This is a genomic window from Amycolatopsis sp. MEPSY49, from assembly GCF_051337345.1.
Taxonomy (GTDB): Bacteria; Actinomycetota; Actinomycetes; order Mycobacteriales; family Pseudonocardiaceae; genus Amycolatopsis.
Genome location: NZ_JBDLYJ010000022.1, coordinates 90,791 through 107,816, shown reverse-complemented (window position 1 = coordinate 107,816; position 17,026 = coordinate 90,791). Strand labels below are relative to the sequence as shown.

Sequence of the window (17,026 nt, the reverse complement as noted above, 5' to 3'; positions counted from 1 at the left end):
TCCAGGAGTCGTCAAGCCGCGAACTGCCACCAGTTCAGGTTGAACAGGTAGCCGCTGCCGCCGGTGAACCGGAGGTACAGGTCGTGGGTCCCGGAGGCGCCGGTCACCGGGCAGGACACGCTCGTCCAGGTCTGCCAGCCACCGGTGCCGCCGACGGTGCAGGTGCCGGCCAGGGTGCCGCCGGTGCTGTCCAGCCGCAGCTCGATCCGCCCGCCGGCCGCCGCGGACGCGACTCGCGCGGTGAAGGACCGGGCACCGGAACCGAAAGCGGCGCCCTTGACCTTGATCCAGTCGCCGTTCTCGAGGTAGCCGACGTTCATCCCGCCTTCGGCGGACGGCTCGGTCTCGACGCCGGACTCCCAGGCGATCGTCTCCGCCTCTTGCCGCGTGTACGGGTTCAGCGTGCCGACCTGCGGCGCACCGCTGGTGGTCATATTGATCGTCGGGATGGAGCCATCGGCGTTGTAGGCGAACTTCTCCACGGCCACCGAGCGCGTGTAGCCACCGCCGCCCGGCAGGGCGCCGTTGTGGTAGAAGAAGTACGAACCGCCGTTGAAGTCGATCACACCCGGGTGGTTGGTGAAGCTGCTGCCCTGGGTGGGCATGACCGTCCCGCGGTAGGTCCACGGCCCGGTGGGGCCGGGCGCGGTCGAGTAGCCGATGAACTCGGAGCAGCACTTCGCCGCGAACACGTTGTAGTACAAGCCGTTGCGCTTGTAGACCCAGGGGCCTTCCTCGAACAGGGTCGGGCGGCTCGTGTTCCCCGTGCGCGTGCCGAACCCGGCGGTGGTGAGCGGGATCTGGTTCACGCCACCGGAATAGGAGATCATGTCGGCGTTGAGCTTCACGTACCACAGGTGCGGGTTTCCCCAGTACAGGTAGGCCTGCCCGTCGTCGTCGATGAAGACCGTCGGGTCGAACTCGCCGTTGGCGACGAGCGGGTGTCCGAGCGCGTCGCGGAACGGCCCGGTGGGGCTGTCCGCCACGGCCACGCCGATGGCCATCGCGCCGGTCGCGCGGACCGTCATCGGGACGTACCAGTAGAACTTGCCGTTGCGGTAGACGGTCTGGCCCGCCCAGGCGTTGGCGCTCGCCCAGCTGAAACCGGCCAGGTTCAACGGCGATCCGTGGTCGGTCCAGTTCACCATGTCCGCCGACGACCACACCCGCCATTCCTTCATGGTGAAGTTCGTCGAGCCGTCTTCGTCGTGGCCGGTGTAGAGGTAGACGCGGCCGTTGTAGACCAGCGGTGCGGGATCGGCGGTGTAGATCGTCTGGACGATCGGGTTGTCCGCGGCGGCGACGGCCGGGAACAGCCCGAGAGCGCAGAGCAGCGCGACGACGAGGGTGACGACTTTCACGGGTGCTCCTTCGATTTGTGGTCACCGTTGCTCGCGCTCCGAGGCCAGGCGGAGAGCAGTCTGGCACGCTGATGTTCACGCTCACAAGCATTCGTCGCAACGCATGAAAGTTTCACGTCGTCCGAGCGGTTCACGCTGGGAGTTCGCCGTGGTCATCGTTTTCGGGCGCGAGCAGAGCTTGACCACCGGTGTCGGCTGAGCCTAGACAGAGCGTGTTAGCGCTAACTCAATCCGGCGCCGAGGAGGCTTCCCGCCATGCCCGAGTTCAGCCGCCGCGCCATGCTGGGTCTGATCACCGTGAGCGGCGCGGCGACGGCCGGGCTCCTGCGCGCCGGGATCGCGTCGGCGACCGCCGGGCCGGGCAGCTACACGCCCACCTGGTCGTCGGTCGACCAGCACCCGCCCGCCGCGGAGTGGTTCCAGGACGCCAAGTTCGGCATCTACTTCCACTGGGGCGTCTTCAGCGTCCCGGCGTTCGGCAACGAGTGGTACCCGCGGAACATGTACGTCAGCGGGTCCAGCGAGAACAACCACCACAAGGCCGTGTACGGCGACCCGTCGGCGTGGCCCTACCACAACTTCGTCAACGGGGCCCGCGACAAGGCCGGCAACTGGGTGCAGTTCGCGCCGAAGCTCAAGTCCGCGGGCGGGAACTTCGACCCGGCCGAGTGGGCGCAGCTGTTCGCCGACGCCGGCGCGAAGTTCGCCGGGCCGGTCGCCGAGCACCACGACGGCTTCTCCATGTGGAACAGCGCCGTCAACGAATGGAACTCCGTCGCCAAGGGGCCGCGGCTGGACCTGGTGCGGCTGCACGCCGACGCGATCCGCGCCCGGGGCCTGAAGTTCATGGTGTCGCTGCACCACGCCTACCACTTCACCGGCTACTACGACCACGTGCCGGCGCAGTCGGACGCGAGCTTGCGCAAGCTGTACGGCCAGCTGGGCTCGGCGGCGGAAAACCAGCTCTGGTACGACAAGCTGGCCGAGGTGATCGACGGCTACCAGCCGGACCTGCTGTGGCAGGACTTCAACCTGCCCCGCGTCGACGAGTCCCGCCGGCTGAATTTCCTTTCGTACTACTACAACAAGGCCGTCGCGTGGAACAAGGACGTCGTCGCGACCTACAAGGACGGCTTCAACAACCGGGGCGAAGTCTTCGACTTCGAGCGCGGCGGGCCGGGGGACATCCAGAACCCGTACTGGCTGACCGACGACAGCATCTCCAGCTCGAGCTGGTGCTACACGACCGGCATCGGCTACTACTCGATGAAGGCGATGCTGCATTCGCTGATCGACCGCGTCAGCAAGAACGGCACCATGCTGCTCAACATCGCGCCGATGGCCGACGGCACCATCCCGTCGGGACAGCGGACGATCCTGCTGGGCATCGGTGACTACCTCGGCCGCTTCGGGGAGTCGATCTACGCCACCCGCGCCTGGTCGGCCTACGGCGAGGGCCCGACGCAGATGGGCGGCGGCTCCTTCACGACACCTCGCGAGGGCACCAACCGCGACATCCGGTTCACCCGCAGCAAGGACAACACCGTCCTCTACGCCACGGTCATGGGCTGGCCGGGCGGCACGCTGGACATCACGACGCTCGGCTCGGGCCGGATCAACCTCGGCTCGCTGAAGTCCGTGCAGCTGCTCGGCTCCAGCCCCGGGTCCTACACCGACCTGCCCGACCGCACCCAGGACGGTTCCGGGCTGCACGTCCGGCTGCCGTCGACGCCGTTCAGCGCCCCGGCGTGCGTGGTGAAGCTGACGTTCTCCGGCCAGATCCCGGCGTTGGGCTCCGGTCCGCTCCCCACGAGCTGGGTGCGCATCGCCAACGTCACCACCGGTCTCGTGCTCGACAGCGGCGGGAACGTCGCGGCCGGGTCGATGCTCAAGCAGTGGTCCTACGACGGTTCCACCAACCTGCACTGGCAGCTGGTCGACCTGGGCACCGGTTACCACCGGATCGTCAACCGCACCAACGGCATGGTCGCCGACAGCGGCGGCCGGACCGGCAACGGCGTCAACGCCGTGCAGGCCGCGTGGACCGGGAGCGACAACCAGCAGTGGCGGCTGGCCGGTTTGGGCAACGGCCGCTACCAGATCGTCAACCGGGCCACCGGCACCGCGCTCGACGGCGCGGGCAGCACGACGGCCGGCTCGGCGGTGGTCCTGTGGGCCCCGAACGGCAGCACCAACAACCAGTGGACCGTCACGGCCGTCTGATCCCTTCGTCGGAAGAGAGCTGCCATGTCCCGAACCCTGCTGCGGATGGTGGTCGCCACCGTCGTCCTGGCCGCCGGCGTGGTGGCCGCCACCGCGCCGGCCGAAGCCGCCACCTCGATCACGATCAACGGCGGCTCGGCCGGGCGCACGTTCGACGGCGTCGGCGCGGTCAGCGGCGGGGGTGGCAACAGCCGCCTGCTGATCGACTACCCCGAGCCCCAGCGCGGCCAGATCCTCGACTACCTCTTCAAGCCGGGCTACGGAGCCGCGCTCCAGATCCTCAAGGTGGAGATGGGCGGGGACACCAACTCCACCAGTGGCGCGGAACCCAGCCACGCGCACTTCCGCGGCGACCTCGACTGCAACCGCGGCTACGAGTGGTGGATCATGGAGCAGGCCAAGGCGCGCAACCCCGGTATCAAGCTCGTGGGCCTGCCGTGGGGCGCGCCGGGCTGGATCGGCAACGGCACCTTCTTCTCGAACGACCTGACCGACTACTACCTTTCGTGGCTCGGGTGCGCCAAGCAGCACGGGCTGACCATCGACTACCTCACCAGCGTCCAGAACGAGAAGCAGTGGAGCGCCGACTGGACCGTGACCCTCCGCAACGCGCTCAACGCCAACGGGTACAGCGCGGTCAAGGTCATCTCCGGCGACTCGTGGCCGGGGGACTGGGGACCCGCGAGCGCGATCTCGACCAACACGGCCTACCGCAACGCGACCGACGTGCTGAGCGCCCACTACACCTGCGGCTACCTCAGCGCGCAGACGTCGTGCAGTGTCCCCTCCAGCGTCACCGGCACCGGCAAGACGCTGTGGTCGAGCGAGAACGGCTCCCAGGACTACAACGACGGCGCCAAGCCGCTGGCCCGCGGCATCAACCGCGTCTACCTCGACGGCAAGATGACCGCCTACCTCAACTGGGACCTCATCGCCGCCACCACGCCGAACATCCCCTGGCCGACCGTGGGGCTGATCCTCGCCAACCAGCCGTGGTCGGGCTACTACTCGGTCGGCAAGGACGCCTGGGCGCTGGCGCACACCACGCAATTCACCGCGCCCGGCTGGAAGTACCTCGACACTGCCAGCGGGTACCTCGGCGGCAACCGCGCCAACGGCAGCTACGTCTCGCTGCGGTCCCCGAGCACCGGTGACTACAGCACGGTCGTCGAGACGATGGACGCCACTTCGGCCCAGACGCTGAACCTGAACGTCACCGGCGGGCTGTCGACCGGCCAGGTGCACGTGTGGGCGACCAACCTCAACTCGAACAACCCCGGGGACTTCTTCAGGCACACGGCCGACATCACGCCGTCCGGGGGAGCGTTCTCGCTGACCGCCCAGCCCGGTTACCTGTACACGATCACGACCACCACCGGGCAGGGCAAGGGCACGGCGAGCAGCCCGTCGCAGGGTTCGCTGAACCTGCCCTACAGCGACGACTTCGACGGGTACGCGACCGGCAAGGAAGCCAAGTACCTGATGGACATGGAGGGCGCCTTCGAGACGTCCGCCTGCGGTGCCGGCCGCTCCGGCACGTGCGTGCGCCAGGCCGCGCCGCAGAAGACGATCCCCTGGAAGAAGTTCGTCGATCCCTACGCGCTGCTGGGCAACGTGGCCTGGAGCAACTACACGGTCAACGCGGACGTGCTGCTGGAGAAGTCCGGGTCGGTCCAGCTGCTCGGCCGGGTCGGCTCGCAGGACACGGGCAACCAGGGCGCGGTCAACGCCTACTACCTGCGGATCAGTGACACCGGCGCCTGGTCGATCCAGCGCAACAACACCAGCCAGCAGGTCACGACGCTGCGCAGCGGCACGACGACCGCGCTGGGCACGAACCGCTGGCACAAGCTGTCCCTGGGCTTCTCCGGCAGCACCATCACCGCTTCGCTCGACGGCGCCGTGCTCGGCACGGTCGCCGACAGCACCTTCCCGGCCGGCCAGGCCGGGATCGGCACGAGCACGGGGGAGACCGCCCAGTTCGACAACCTCGCCGTGACCGGCTCGGGTGGCGGGTCGACCTCGGTGCTGCGCAACACCGGCTCCGGCCGCTGCCTCGACGTCCCCAACGTGTCCCAGACCAACGGCACCCAGGTCACGCTGTGGGACTGCAACGGCGGCGGCAACCAGCAGTGGACGCTCACCTCCGGGAAGCAGCTGCTGGTGTACGGCGCCAAGTGCCTCGACGCCGAGGGCGCGAGCACGACGGCCGGCACCCGGGCGATCATCTGGGACTGCACGGGCGGCACGAACCAGCAGTGGAACGCGAACGCCGACGGCACGATCACCGGTGTCCAATCAGGACTGTGCCTCGCCCCGAACGGCGGCACCGCGAACAGCACGCCGGTGACCCTGCAGGCCTGTACGGGCAGTGACGCCCAGAAGTGGGCCAGGAGCTGACAGTGTTTCGTCCGGACAAAGGAGTTCGATGAAAGCACGATGGAGAAGGTCACTGCAGACCACGGGAGCCGCGGTGGCGCTCGCCGCGGGCGCGCTGGCCGGCCCGGCCGCACCGGCGCAGGCCGCCACGCAAGGACCGTGCGACCTCTACGCCGCCGGCGGCACGCCGTGCGTGGCCGCGCATTCCACCACCCGGGCCCTGTACGGCGCGTACAACGGTGTTCTGTACCAAGTCCGGCGAGCGTCGGACAACGCGACGCGGGACATCGGCCTGCTGAGCGCGGGCGGCGTCGCGAACGCGGCGGCCCAGGATTCCTTCTGCGCCGGCACGACGTGCCTGATCACCGTCATCTACGACCAGTCCGGCCGCGGCAACCACCTCACGCAGGCCCCACCGGGCGGGTTCCAAGGGCCGGCCCCCGGCGGGTACGACAACCTCGCCAACGCGGCAGCCGCCCCGATCACCGTCGGCGGGCAGAAGGCGTACGGCGTGTTCGTGGCGCCCGGGACCGGGTACCGGAACAACAACGCCACCGGCACCGCGACCGGTGACCAGCCGGAGGGCATGTACGCGATCTTCGACGGCACGCACTACAACGGCGGCTGCTGCTTCGACTACGGCAACGCCGAGCGCAACAGCCGGGACAACGGCAACGGCACGATGGAGGCCATCTACTTCGGCAACATCAAGGTCTGGGGCTACGGCGCCGGGAACGGCCCGTGGATCATGGCCGACCTCGAGAACGGCCTGTTCTCCGGGATCAACCAGCGCTACAACGCCAACGACCCCACCATCAGCCACCGCTACCTGACCGCGATCATCAAGGGCGGCCCCAACCACTGGGCCATCCGCGGCGGCAACGCGCAGTCCGGCGGCCTGTCGACCTTCTACGACGGTGCCCGTCCCAACGTCTCCGGGTACAACCCGATGCGCAAGGAAGGCGCGATCATCCTCGGCACCGGCGGCGACAACAGCATCGGCTCCGCGGGGACGTTCTACGAAGGCGTGATGACGTCCGGTTATCCGTCGGACGCGACCGAGAACGCCGTGCAGGCCAACATCACCGCGGCCGGGTACGGCACCGGCGGCAGCGGCACCACCACCGGGCCGCTGCACGCCGTCGGCGCCGGCAAGTGCCTCGACGTCCCGGGATCCACCACCACGCCCGGCACCCAGCTGCAGATCTACAGCTGCTCCGGCCAGGCGAACCAGACCTGGACCCGCACGTCGTCGAACCAGCTGACGGTGTCCGTCGGCGGGCAGACGCTCTGCCTGGACGCCTCGGGCAACGGGACCAGCGCCGGGACGAAGGTGGTGACCTGGTCGTGCAACGGCGGAGCCAACCAGCAGTGGACCGTCAACTCCAACGGCACGGTCACCGGCGCGCAGTCCGGGCTGTGCCTGGACGTGACGAGCGCGTCCACGGCCAACGGCGCGCCGGTGGAGCTGTGGACCTGCAACGGCGGCAGCAACCAGCAGTGGACGCTCGGTTGAGCACCTTCGACGAAGGAACGAGGTTGTGATGACCACCAGTCCGACCCGGCGGCGGACCGCGCTCGCCGCCGCCGGCCTCACAGTGGCTTCCTTGGTGCTGTTCCCCGGCACCGCGGGCGCAGCGAGCACGCTCGGCGCCGCGGCGGCGCAGAGCGGGAGGTACTTCGGTGCCGCGATCTCCACGAGCCACCTCGGCGAATCGGCCTACGTGAACACGTGGACGGCGGAACACAACGGCGTCACCCCGGAAAACGAGATGAAGTGGGCCACGGTCGAGCCGAACCGGAACCAGTTCAACTTCGGCCCGGGCGAGCAGATCGTCAGCCAGGGCCGGAGCAAGGGGATGAAGATCCGCGGGCACACGCTGGTGTGGCACGGGCAGCTGGCCGGGTGGGTGAGCGGCCTGGACGCGAGCAACCTGCGGTCGGCGATGCAGAACCACATCAGCCAGGTGGCCGGCCACTGGAAGGGCCAGCTCTACGCGTGGGACGTCGTCAACGAGGCGTTCGAGGAGAACGGCAGCCGCCGGCAGTCGGTGTTCCAGCAGAAGCTCGGTGACGGCTACATCGAGGAGGCGTTCCGCGCCGCCCGCACGGCCGACCCGAACGCCAAGCTCTGCTACAACGACTACAACACCGACGGCGTCAACGCGAAGAGCACCGGGATCTACAACATGGTCCGGGACTTCAAGAGCCGGGGCGTGCCGATCGACTGCGTCGGCTTCCAGAGCCACCTCGGCTCGACGTCCAACTTGAGCAGTTACCAGGCGAACCTGCAGCGCTTCGCCGACCTCGGGGTCGACGTGCAGATCACCGAGCTGGACGTCGGCGGTTCGGGTTCGGGCCAGGCCAACGTGTACCGGCAGGTCACCCAGGCGTGCCTGGCGGTCTCCCGCTGCACCGGCATCACGGCGTGGGGTGTCACGGACAAGTACTCGTGGCGCTCGGGCGACACGCCGCTGCTGTTCGACGGCAACTACGGCAAGAAGCAGGCCTACACCGCCGTCCTCGACGCGCTCAACGGCGGCGGAGGTGGTGGAGGTGACGCCGCGCTGCGTGCGGTGGCCGCGAACCGCTGCCTCGACGTGCCGAGCTCGTCGACCACCGCGGGCACCGCGCTGCAGATCTGGGACTGCCACGGCGGGACGAACCAGCAGTGGACCCGCACGAGCTCGGGGACGCTGACGGTCTACTCCGGGAGCACGCAGCGGTGCCTGGACACCGCCGGCGGCGGGCCGGCGGCCGGCACCGCGGCGGTGATCGCGAACTGCACCGGCGGAACCGGCCAGAAGTGGACGTTCCCCGGGAACGGCACGATCACGAACGCCCAGTCGGGCCTGTGCCTGGACGTGACGGGCGCGGCGACCGCCAACGGGACCGCCGTGATCGTCTGGACCTGCAACGGCGGGTCGAACCAGCGGTGGACCGGGCCGGCGAGTTGATGGTGCGCGGGCTGCTTCGCCCCTCGGTTCCGGCGGGGGGCGTGCAGCCCGACGCTCACGCGGATCGTGACCGGCCCGCCGCACGGCAACGTCAAGGTCATGGCCGGGAACTGGTCTTCCGCCGCGCGGGGCGTGACGCGTGAAGCGGGCAGCACGCCGGCGCGGCGGGAGCAGATCAGTCGCGGGCGCGGAGTTCGGTGTTGAGGCGCTGGGCTTCGTGGAGCTGGTCCTCGAGGCTGACGATGCGGCAGGCGGCGTCGATGGCGGTGCCCTGGTCGACCAGTTCCCGCACCCGGGCGGCCAAGCGCAGCTGCTGACGTGAGTAGCGACGGTGCCCGCCGGCGGAGCGCTGCGGTGTGATCAGCCCGGCTTCGTCGAGGCTGCGCAGAAAACCCTGGGTGGTGCCGAGCATGTCCGCGGCGCGGCCCATGGTGTAAGCGGGGTAGTGCTCGTCGTCGAACTTGTCGGCCGCGCCCGACGCGGCCGGTCCTGCTTGGTCAGGAATCATTCCACCTCCACATCACGAAGGACCCCGGGTGCCGTGCACGGCACCCGGGGTCCTCAAAGGGTTGGGTTTCACCATTGTCAACCGGCGCGACCGCCGGCTTCCCGCACCCGCGTCCGGCCGAAAGCCGGGTGTCGCGGGGATCGCTCATTCGTGACCGAGCACCACCTCCGAACTCGATGGGACTACGGCACCCGCGCGGCCCTGCTACCCGGCCGCCGCGGGCGATCCAATGATGCTCCCGATCCCTTCTCTCCGGTGTTTTCCACTTACTGGGTACTGCTGTTACTGCGGGTACTGCCACTTCACTTGCTGCTGCGCACGTCACCGCGGGAACCCTTCCACTGATCGGTCCCAGCACGCTGACGCCGCTGGTCACTGCCCGGAGCCCTGTTCACCGATCGGCTCCGGCCACCTGACCGGTCCTGCCACTGCTCGCGGGTAGTTACGTCCTCTCCCGCGCCTGCTCGACGTTGTCTCTCTCGCTACGAGAAGAAGATTACACACATCCGCCAACCAATGTCTACCCCGGCTGGCATAGATTTTCTGACGCGGACCCGGCTGAGCCCTCAGCGGCTCGCGAGCACCCGCCGTACCTCGTCCGCGCCCAGCACCACGGGGGAACGCAGGGATCCGACCTCGCCGATCTCGATCTCGACGGCGTCTCCCGGCCGCAGCCCCTGATCGAGCCCCGGCACGACCGACGTGCCCGTCGAGAGCACGGCGCCGTCGGGAAAGTCGTTGTCCCGCCACAGGTATTCGACCAGCCCGGCCGGTTCGCGGTTCAGCTGCGCGGTACTGGACTCACCGGCGAACACCTCGTGACCGTCGCGCAGGACGCGCATGCGGAGGCTCAGCGACAGCGGGTCCGGCACCTCCCACGCCGGCCGGACCCGCGCCGACACCGCGCACGATCCGGTGTAGATCTTGGCCTGCGGGAGGTACAACGGGTTCTCGCCTTCGATGCTGCGGGAGCTGACGTCGTCGACCACCACGTACCCGGCGACCTCCCCGCCGCGGGTCAGCACCAGGCCGAGTTCCGGCTCCGGCACGTTGTTGGCGGAATCGGCGCGGACGGCGATCGGCTCGTCGTCGGTGACCACGCGCCACGCGGCCGACTTGAAGAACAGCTCCGGCCGGTCCGCGCGGTAAACGCGCGCGTAGACGTCCTGGTCGGCGCTCTCCTCGCGGCGGGCCTCCTCGGACCGCAGGTAGGTGACCCCGGCGGCCCACACCTCCATCCGCCCGTCGAGCGGCGGCAGCAGGCGCGTCCCGTCGGTGGGGACGGGCTCCCCGGCGGCGTCGGCCAGCTCGCGGATCTCCGCCAGGGGCCGGCGCAGCAGGTCGCTCATCGACGCCACCGCGAGCGGCCGCAGCTGCTCCTCGGCGAGCAGGCCGACGCGGACGGTGCCGGTTCCGTCGGCGAATCGCACCAGGTGACTCAACCCGGACCTCCTCGGTTCGGGGTCGAACCTACGGAGTGCGGAGCGCGGCGGTCAACGAGTGTCGAACAGCTTTCGGGTCAGCCGAGCCGATCGGCGAGCCACTGCGCGATGGCGGTCAGCAGATCGTCTTCGACGGGCCGGCGGAGCAGCTTGCGGTAGCCGAACACGGTGCCGGGGCCGTCGGTGCGCCGCAGGACGTGGGTCAGGTCCGGCACTCGCCGGATCCGGGCGCCGGGCACCAGGTTCGCGATCACGTCGAGGTCGGCCGGGTCGACCTGGACGTCCTTCTCGCCGGTGATCGCCAAGACGGGAACCCGGATGCGGCTCAGGTCGGCCCGCGGGTCGTAGGCCAGCTGCTCCCGCCACCACTTGGCGTTGACCCGGATGCCGCCGAGGCGCGTCGCGTCGGTCGTCGTCGCCGACACCCGGGCCAGCTGCTTCGCAGCCACGCGCCGCAGAACGCCCAGCAGCGGGCGTGGCACCGCCTCGGCGAGCCGGTCACCCTGCCACCGCACGGCCGCCTCGCCGGAGCGGGCGTACCCGGCCAGCAGTACCGCGGCCGCGGGGGATGCGTGGGCGGCCAGCCACATCGCGTGCACCGCGCCTTCGCTGTGGCCCAGCACGCCGACCGTGCGCACCTCGGGATGCGTGCGCAACGCCTGCAACGCGGCCGCGGCGTCGGCGCGGTTGTCGAGGAAACCGACCGTGTGCCAGTCGCCGGGCGTCGCCCCCACGCCACGGCGGTCGTAGCGCAGCGAGGCGATGCCGTGCCGCGCCAGCGTCGCGGCCAGCGGGCGCCCCAGGTCCATCCGCAGCTTGCCGGCGTTGGAGTCGCGGTCGAGCTTGCCCGAGCCGGGCAGGTACAGCACCGCGGGGTGCGGTCCCGGTCCGGCGGGCAGGGTGAGCGTGCCCGCGAGCGCCACGCCGTCCGCGGCCGGCGTGGCCAGCTCGATCTCCGTCGCCGCCGCGGTCTCCGCCTCGATCATGTCCGACCTCCATCGTTATCAGTTTTGATAAAGGTATCAGTACGGGTAATGATGTGTCCATGACGACGCTCGACCTGCTGCTGCACCCGGTCCGCCTCCGGATCCTGCGCACGTTCCTGGACGGCCACCCCGCCACGACCGCGCAGCTGCGCGAGCGGCTGCCGGACATCCCGCCGGCCACGATGTACCGGCACGTCGCGGCGCTGGCGGCCGCCGGAGTGCTCGAGGTCCTCGACGAGAAACGCGTCCGCGGCGCCGTCGAGCGCACCTACCGGGTGTCGTGGCAGCACACCGAAATCGCGCCCGAGGTCCGCGCCACGATGACCACCGAAGAACACCGGCGGGCGTTCACCGCGTTCGTCGGCGGCCTGCTGGCCGACTTCGACCGGTACCTCGCCACCGGCTCACCCGACCCGGCCGCCGACGGCGTCACCTACCAGCAGGCCGCGCTGTGGCTGACCGACCCGGAGATGGCCGACCTCGTGGCCGAGATCCACGCGGCCGTCACGGCGAGGATCGGCCGCGACGCCGGCGGCGGCCGCACCCGCCGGATGATCAGCCTGATCGGCGTGCCCGCCGAGGCCTGAGCCCACTGTCCGAAATGGACCGGACGCGGCGCGCGGTCAGCCCGCGGCGCTGACCAGCCCGGTCCGGTAGGCCAGCACCACGGCCTGCACCCGGTCCCGCAGGTCCAGCTTGGTGAGGATGCGCGAGACGTACGTCTTGACCGTCTCCACGCCCAGCACCAGCTCGGCCGCGATCTCGGCGTTCGACAGGCCGCCGGCGATCAGCTTCAGCACCTCCAGCTCCCGCGGGGCGAGCCGGTCCAAGGGGCCGTCGGCGGGAGTCACCGGCTGGATCCGGTCGGCGTAGCGGCCGATCAGCGTCCGGGTCACTGCGGGGGAAAGCAGTGATTCGCCGCGCGCGACCGTACGTACGCCCGCGGCCAGCTCGTCGAGTGGCGCGTCCTTGAGCAGGAACCCGCTCGCCCCGGCCCGCAGCGCGTCGTAGACGTACTGGCCGACGTTGAACGTCGTGACCACCAGGACTTTCGCCGGCTTCGCCGTGTGGGGACCGGAAACCCGGCGGGTCACCTCGATCCCGTCGAGCAGCGGCAGCTGGATGTCCATCACGACGACGTCGGGTCGCAGCCGGCCGATCTCGGTGAGCGCGTCGCGGCCGTTCCCGGCTTGCCCCACCACCTCCATGTCCGGCTGGGCGCCGAGCACGGCCACGTACCCCGCGCGGATGAGCTGCTGGTCTTCGCAGATCAGCACGCGGATCGGGGCGTCGGTCATCGGTCGCTCCGCACCGGGGTGCCGGCGACGGGGAACTGCGCGCTGACGCGGAACCCGTCCGCCGAGGGCCCGGCGGCGAACCGGCCGCCGAGCGCGTCGACCCGGTCGCGCAGCCCGGCCAGCCCGCGGCCGCCGGAGCCGAGCGCGCCGGGCGCGGTCGCCGGGCCCCGGGTGATCACCTCGATTTCGAGGAGGTCCGCGCCGTAGCCGACGCGCACCGTCGCGGGCCGGCCGGCGGCGTGCTTGGCGGCGTTGGTCAGCGCTTCCTGCACGATCCGGTAGGCGGTGAGCTCGGTCTCCGGGGGCAGCTCGGGGCGTTCGCCCGCTTCGACGAGGTCGACCACGCGGCCCGGCTGCTCGGCGAGCCCGCGCAAGGCGCTCAGCCCCGGCGTGCGGGCGCCGGTCGCTTCGAGCACGCCGAGCAGGAACCGCAGCTCGGTGAGGGCGTCGCGGCCCGAGCCGGTGATGGCGGCGAACACTTCGGGGGCGTTCTCCGGCGGGAGGTACCGGGCGGCGTCGGCCTGGACCACCATGGCCGTCACGTGGTGGGTGACGACGTCGTGCAGTTCGCGGGCGAGCCGCGCCCGTTCGTCCGCCGCCGCGGCGCGGGCGGTGAGCCGTCGTCGTTCGGCCTCCTCCCGCCGTCGTTGCCGCACCAGGGCACCCAGCGACCAGAACAGGACCAGCACCACGTAGTAGACGACGTAGGTCGGCAGATCCGTCGGCGACCCGCGCAAGACGACCACGACCGCGAAGGCGGCGTACCCCGCGGACATCGCCGCCGGCAGCGCGCGGCGGAACCGTTCCTCCCGCGCCCCGGCCGAGTAGAGCGCGAAGTACAACGCGAGGCTGCCGAACGTGGGGGAGTACGCGAGCACTTCGTGCGCCCCGAAACAGATCGCGATGACCGCGAGGGTGGCCGCGGGCCACCGGCTGCGCACCGCCAGCGGGAGCGTCTGCCCGAGCACCAGCAGCGCCGCCGCGAACCCGCCGTCGTGCCTCGGCAGATCACCGAACTGGGCGCCGACCATCGCGAGCTGCGGCACGAACGCGGCGGCGGTGACGACCGCGGCGAGCGCCCCGTCCCGGACGTCCGGGGTGACGTCCGGGGTGAGGGCCGCCCAGCGGTCGCGGAGACGTCCCGGCTTCGGCATGGCCGGGAGCCTAGCGATTCACGGCATCCGGTCAGTGCCGGGTGACGTCGGTGCAGTCGAGGTCCTTGTCCGGCAGCCGGCCGGTGTCCAGGAAGCTCACGGTGGCGTTGTCGGCGCAGGCCGAACCTTCGTGGTAGACGTAGTGCCCGCCGTTGTCGACGCCGACGAAAGCGGCGCGGTCGCCCAGGGCGCGGCGCAGTCCCGTGCCGGAGTCCCACGTGGTGGCGTGGTCGCGGCGGTTCTGCAGGATCAGCGTGTTGCGCGGGCCGGTGCCGGTCACGGTGACCGGCTTTTCGACCGGCCGCGGCCAGAACGCGCACGGCCAGATGTTCGCCGGCATGCCCGCGGTCAGCGGCCAGGCCTCGCGGTCGGCCGCGGTGGCCCGCGCGTAGCCGCCGACGTCGTGGGACCACTCGGCGTCACCGCAGGTGAGGGCCAGGAACATGGTCACCTGGTTGTCCGCGGGAACCCCCGGCGTGGGCGGGGTTTCGGCGAACACCTGCTTGAGCACCTGGCCGTCGGCTTCGGTGAGCCGGCCGTCGGCGAGGTCCGCGGCGGCCTTCCAGACCTGGGTGAGCACCGGCAGGGTGTCGTTGTGCAGCAGCAAAGCGTAGGTGATGCTGCGCAGCATCGCCCCGTTCACCGACTGCGGCGTTCCCGGAACCGGCGCCGGTTGGCGGTCGAGCCGGCCGGCGAGCGCGAGGTAGGTCCGGGTGACTTCTTCGGGGGTGGCGCCGAGCCCGAGGGCGGCGTTCTGCGCGGCGGCGACGGCGGCCGCGTCGGGGAAGCGTTCGGCCATGCCCTTTCCCCAGCTTTCCGCCTCACCGGCCCAGACGTGCGCGGGATCGACGTTGCCTTCGAGGATCACGCGGTCGGCGCGGTCCGGGTAGAGCGCGTTGTAGACGGCGCCGAGGTAGGTGCCGTAGGACTGGCCCCAGTACGAAATCTTGGCTTCGCCGAGGGCCTCGCGGACGCGGTCGAGGTCGCGAGCGGTGTTGGCGGTGGTGAAGTAGCGCAGGTTCTCCCCGCCCTTGGCGGCGCACTTCCCGGCGGTGTCGCGGGCGGCCTGGACGTTCGCGTCGATCGAGCCGTCGGCGGCGGGATAGGGGAAGAGGCCGGCGACGCTGGGGTTGTCGAGGCCGCAGCTCTGCGGGGCGCTCGTCCCGACGCCGCGCGGGTCGAAGCCGATCAGGTCGTAGCCGTCGAGGACTTGTTTGGGCAGTGTCGGCGCCATCGCGCCGGGCGTGTCGAGTCCCGGTAGCGCGGGACCTCCCGGGTTCAGCAGCAGGACGCCGTGGCGCTTCGCCGGGTCGGTGGCGCCCAAGCGGGAGATCACGACCTCGATGGACGTGCCCTCCGGCCGGCCGTAGTCGAGCGGGACTTCGACCTTCGCGCAGGTGAGCCGCGGATCCCGCGTCGTGCCGGGCGCCGCCGCCGGGCACGGCCCCCAAGCGAGGGCCGCCGGCGACGCGGTGTCTTCGTCGTCCGTGCTGTCGCAGGCGGCCACCCCGAGAACGGCCAAAGTGGTGACCGCCAGGGCCGCGCCGAACCGGCGCCCCCGTGTCTTGCTCATGCTGCTCGCCCTCCGATTTTCCGGCGGTGGCAAGCCCTTCCGGCCCGCCGCCCGTGTTGACGGCGCCGAAGTTATCGGGATGAGGACGGCGAAAGCGTCACCCCGGAGCGAGCAGGTGCGGTAGCTCCCGAGAGGGACAACGGGAACTTCTCACCCGGCTCACGAGCGTGCCCGGTGGGCGGCCTCCGCGGGGTCCGGGGGAGTGGTCCGGTAGACGTCGGCATCGAAGAACCGGGCGAACGGCAGGGTCGCCAGCGTCTCCGCGACCTGTCCCTCGTCGGCCGCGATGACCTCGATGAACGTCGCCCGGCGGGCGGGGGAAACGTAGTGGGCGCCGATCCGCCCCTCCGAGCGCAGCACCTCCAGCTGCTTCTGCTCGTCCTCGCGCAACGCGGCGAATTCCGCGAGATCGGTGTCGTCGCGGAGGGTCGCGAACACCATGAAAGTCGGTGTGGGTGCCATGGGTGGTCCTTTCGAGTACGGTGATGTCAGCTGATGACATCACCGTACCACGCCGATGTCATCAGCTGACATCACTGGCGGACCGCACTAAGCTCGAGAGATGGGACGATGGGAGCCGGGGGCCGGTGGCCGGCTGCGCGAGGCCGCGCTGAACCTGTACCTCGAACGCGGCTTCGACCAGACCATGGTGAACGACATCGCCGAACGGGCCGGCGTCACCGCCCGTACCTTCTTCCGCTACTTCGCCGACAAACGCGAGGTCCTCTTCGACGCCGCGGCCGAGCTGCAGGAGAAGTCGCTGGCCGCGTTGGCGGGGGCGCCCGCCACGGCGTCGGCGCTGGATCTCGTCGCGGCCGCGCTCGAGGCGGTGGCCGGCGTCATCGGACACGACCGTGAGCTCGCCCGGAAGCGGCACACGGTGATCATGGCCAACGCCGATCTCCGGGAACGCGAATTGATCAAGCACGCCCAGCTGACGGCCGCACTCGCCGACGGGCTTCGCCGGCGGGGCATCGGCGACGCCGAGGCCGAGCTGGCCGCCGAAACCGGCTCCGCGGTGTACCGGGTCGCCTTCGGCCGGTGGGTTGACGCCGCCGGCGACCTGGAGCTGCGCGATGCCATCGACCAGTCGTTCGCCCGGCTGCGAAGCCTGACCGCGGCCGACTGATCCCCCTGTCCGCCGA

Annotated in this window: 14 protein-coding genes; 6 read left to right on the top strand and 8 right to left on the bottom strand. The window is 70.5% G+C overall.

All coding sequences use genetic code 11. The features are described 5' to 3' along the window. Positions 1 to 11: 11 nt before the first annotated feature. Positions 12 to 1,361 carry a glycoside hydrolase family 43 protein gene (locus tag ABFJ78_RS47915; protein ID WP_436394211.1) on the bottom strand — a complete coding sequence of 450 codons (1,350 nt, stop codon included), beginning with the start codon at positions 1,359 to 1,361 and terminating at the stop codon, positions 12 to 14. Between the two features lie 255 nt (positions 1,362 to 1,616). On the opposite strand from ABFJ78_RS47915, the gene ABFJ78_RS47910 reads away from it, so the two are divergent. Genes ABFJ78_RS47910 through ABFJ78_RS47895 form a run of 4 tightly spaced genes read left to right on the top strand, consistent with a single transcriptional unit; the run spans position 1,617 to position 8,920 of the window. Beyond that, a complete protein-coding gene (locus tag ABFJ78_RS47910) occupies positions 1,617 to 3,584 on the top strand; it encodes an alpha-L-fucosidase (RefSeq protein ID WP_436394209.1) in 1,968 nt (655 codons plus the stop codon). Between the two features lie 24 nt (positions 3,585 to 3,608). Next, entirely contained in the window at positions 3,609 to 5,984 is a 2,376-nt protein-coding gene (locus ABFJ78_RS47905) for a ricin-type beta-trefoil lectin domain protein (RefSeq protein ID WP_436394207.1), read from the top strand. Between the two features lie 28 nt (positions 5,985 to 6,012). Further along, the gene (locus tag ABFJ78_RS47900; protein ID WP_436394205.1) at positions 6,013 to 7,479 is read left to right on the top strand and encodes an arabinofuranosidase catalytic domain-containing protein; all 1,467 of its coding nucleotides are present in this window, start codon (positions 6,013 to 6,015) and stop codon (positions 7,477 to 7,479) included. Positions 7,480 to 7,507: 28 nt separating this feature from the next. After that, a complete protein-coding gene (locus ABFJ78_RS47895) occupies positions 7,508 to 8,920 on the top strand; it encodes an endo-1,4-beta-xylanase (RefSeq protein ID WP_436394203.1) in 1,413 nt (470 codons plus the stop codon). A gap of 175 nt (positions 8,921 to 9,095) precedes the next feature. Here ABFJ78_RS47895 and ABFJ78_RS47890 read toward each other — a convergent pair whose 3' ends face one another. The 3 genes from ABFJ78_RS47890 to ABFJ78_RS47880 all read right to left on the bottom strand — a co-directional run bounded on the left by ABFJ78_RS47890 (position 9,096) and on the right by ABFJ78_RS47880 (position 11,856). Further along, complete coding sequence (locus ABFJ78_RS47890) at positions 9,096 to 9,428, bottom strand: MerR family transcriptional regulator (RefSeq protein WP_436394201.1); 333 nt, start codon at positions 9,426 to 9,428, stop codon at positions 9,096 to 9,098. A 566-nt stretch (positions 9,429 to 9,994) separates the two neighbouring features. Next, positions 9,995 to 10,858 (bottom strand): fumarylacetoacetate hydrolase family protein, encoded by an 864-nt coding sequence (locus ABFJ78_RS47885; protein WP_436394199.1) that lies wholly within the window; start codon positions 10,856 to 10,858, stop codon positions 9,995 to 9,997. A gap of 89 nt (positions 10,859 to 10,947) precedes the next feature. Further along, entirely contained in the window at positions 10,948 to 11,856 is a 909-nt protein-coding gene (locus ABFJ78_RS47880) for an alpha/beta hydrolase (protein ID WP_436394198.1), read from the bottom strand. Positions 11,857 to 11,915: 59 nt separating this feature from the next. Here ABFJ78_RS47880 and ABFJ78_RS47875 point away from each other — a divergent pair, with 59 nt between their 5' ends. Further along, positions 11,916 to 12,443: a helix-turn-helix domain-containing protein gene (locus ABFJ78_RS47875; RefSeq protein ID WP_436394197.1), complete on the top strand. Its 528-nt coding sequence runs from the start codon at positions 11,916 to 11,918 to the stop codon at positions 12,441 to 12,443. Positions 12,444 to 12,479: 36 nt separating this feature from the next. On the opposite strand, the gene ABFJ78_RS47870 is transcribed toward ABFJ78_RS47875, so the two are convergent. From ABFJ78_RS47870 to ABFJ78_RS47855, 4 genes are all read right to left on the bottom strand, one after another. Next, positions 12,480 to 13,154 carry a response regulator gene (locus ABFJ78_RS47870; protein WP_436394195.1) on the bottom strand — a complete coding sequence of 225 codons (675 nt, stop codon included), beginning with the start codon at positions 13,152 to 13,154 and terminating at the stop codon, positions 12,480 to 12,482. Next, positions 13,151 to 14,308 (bottom strand): sensor histidine kinase, encoded by a 1,158-nt coding sequence (locus ABFJ78_RS47865; RefSeq protein ID WP_436394193.1) that lies wholly within the window; start codon positions 14,306 to 14,308, stop codon positions 13,151 to 13,153. The genes ABFJ78_RS47870 and ABFJ78_RS47865 overlap by 4 nt, the downstream gene beginning before the upstream one ends. Before the next feature lie 31 nt (positions 14,309 to 14,339). Further along, positions 14,340 to 15,881 carry an alpha/beta fold hydrolase gene (locus ABFJ78_RS47860; RefSeq protein ID WP_436394192.1) on the bottom strand — a complete coding sequence of 514 codons (1,542 nt, stop codon included), beginning with the start codon at positions 15,879 to 15,881 and terminating at the stop codon, positions 14,340 to 14,342. Between the two features lie 159 nt (positions 15,882 to 16,040). Then, entirely contained in the window at positions 16,041 to 16,343 is a 303-nt protein-coding gene (locus ABFJ78_RS47855) for a muconolactone Delta-isomerase family protein (RefSeq protein ID WP_436394190.1), read from the bottom strand. 100 nt (positions 16,344 to 16,443) lie between these two features. On the opposite strand from ABFJ78_RS47855, the gene ABFJ78_RS47850 reads away from it, so the two are divergent. Then, positions 16,444 to 17,010, top strand: coding sequence for a TetR family transcriptional regulator (locus ABFJ78_RS47850; RefSeq protein ID WP_436394188.1), 567 nt, complete (start codon positions 16,444 to 16,446; stop codon positions 17,008 to 17,010). Positions 17,011 to 17,026: the final 16 nt, after the last annotated feature.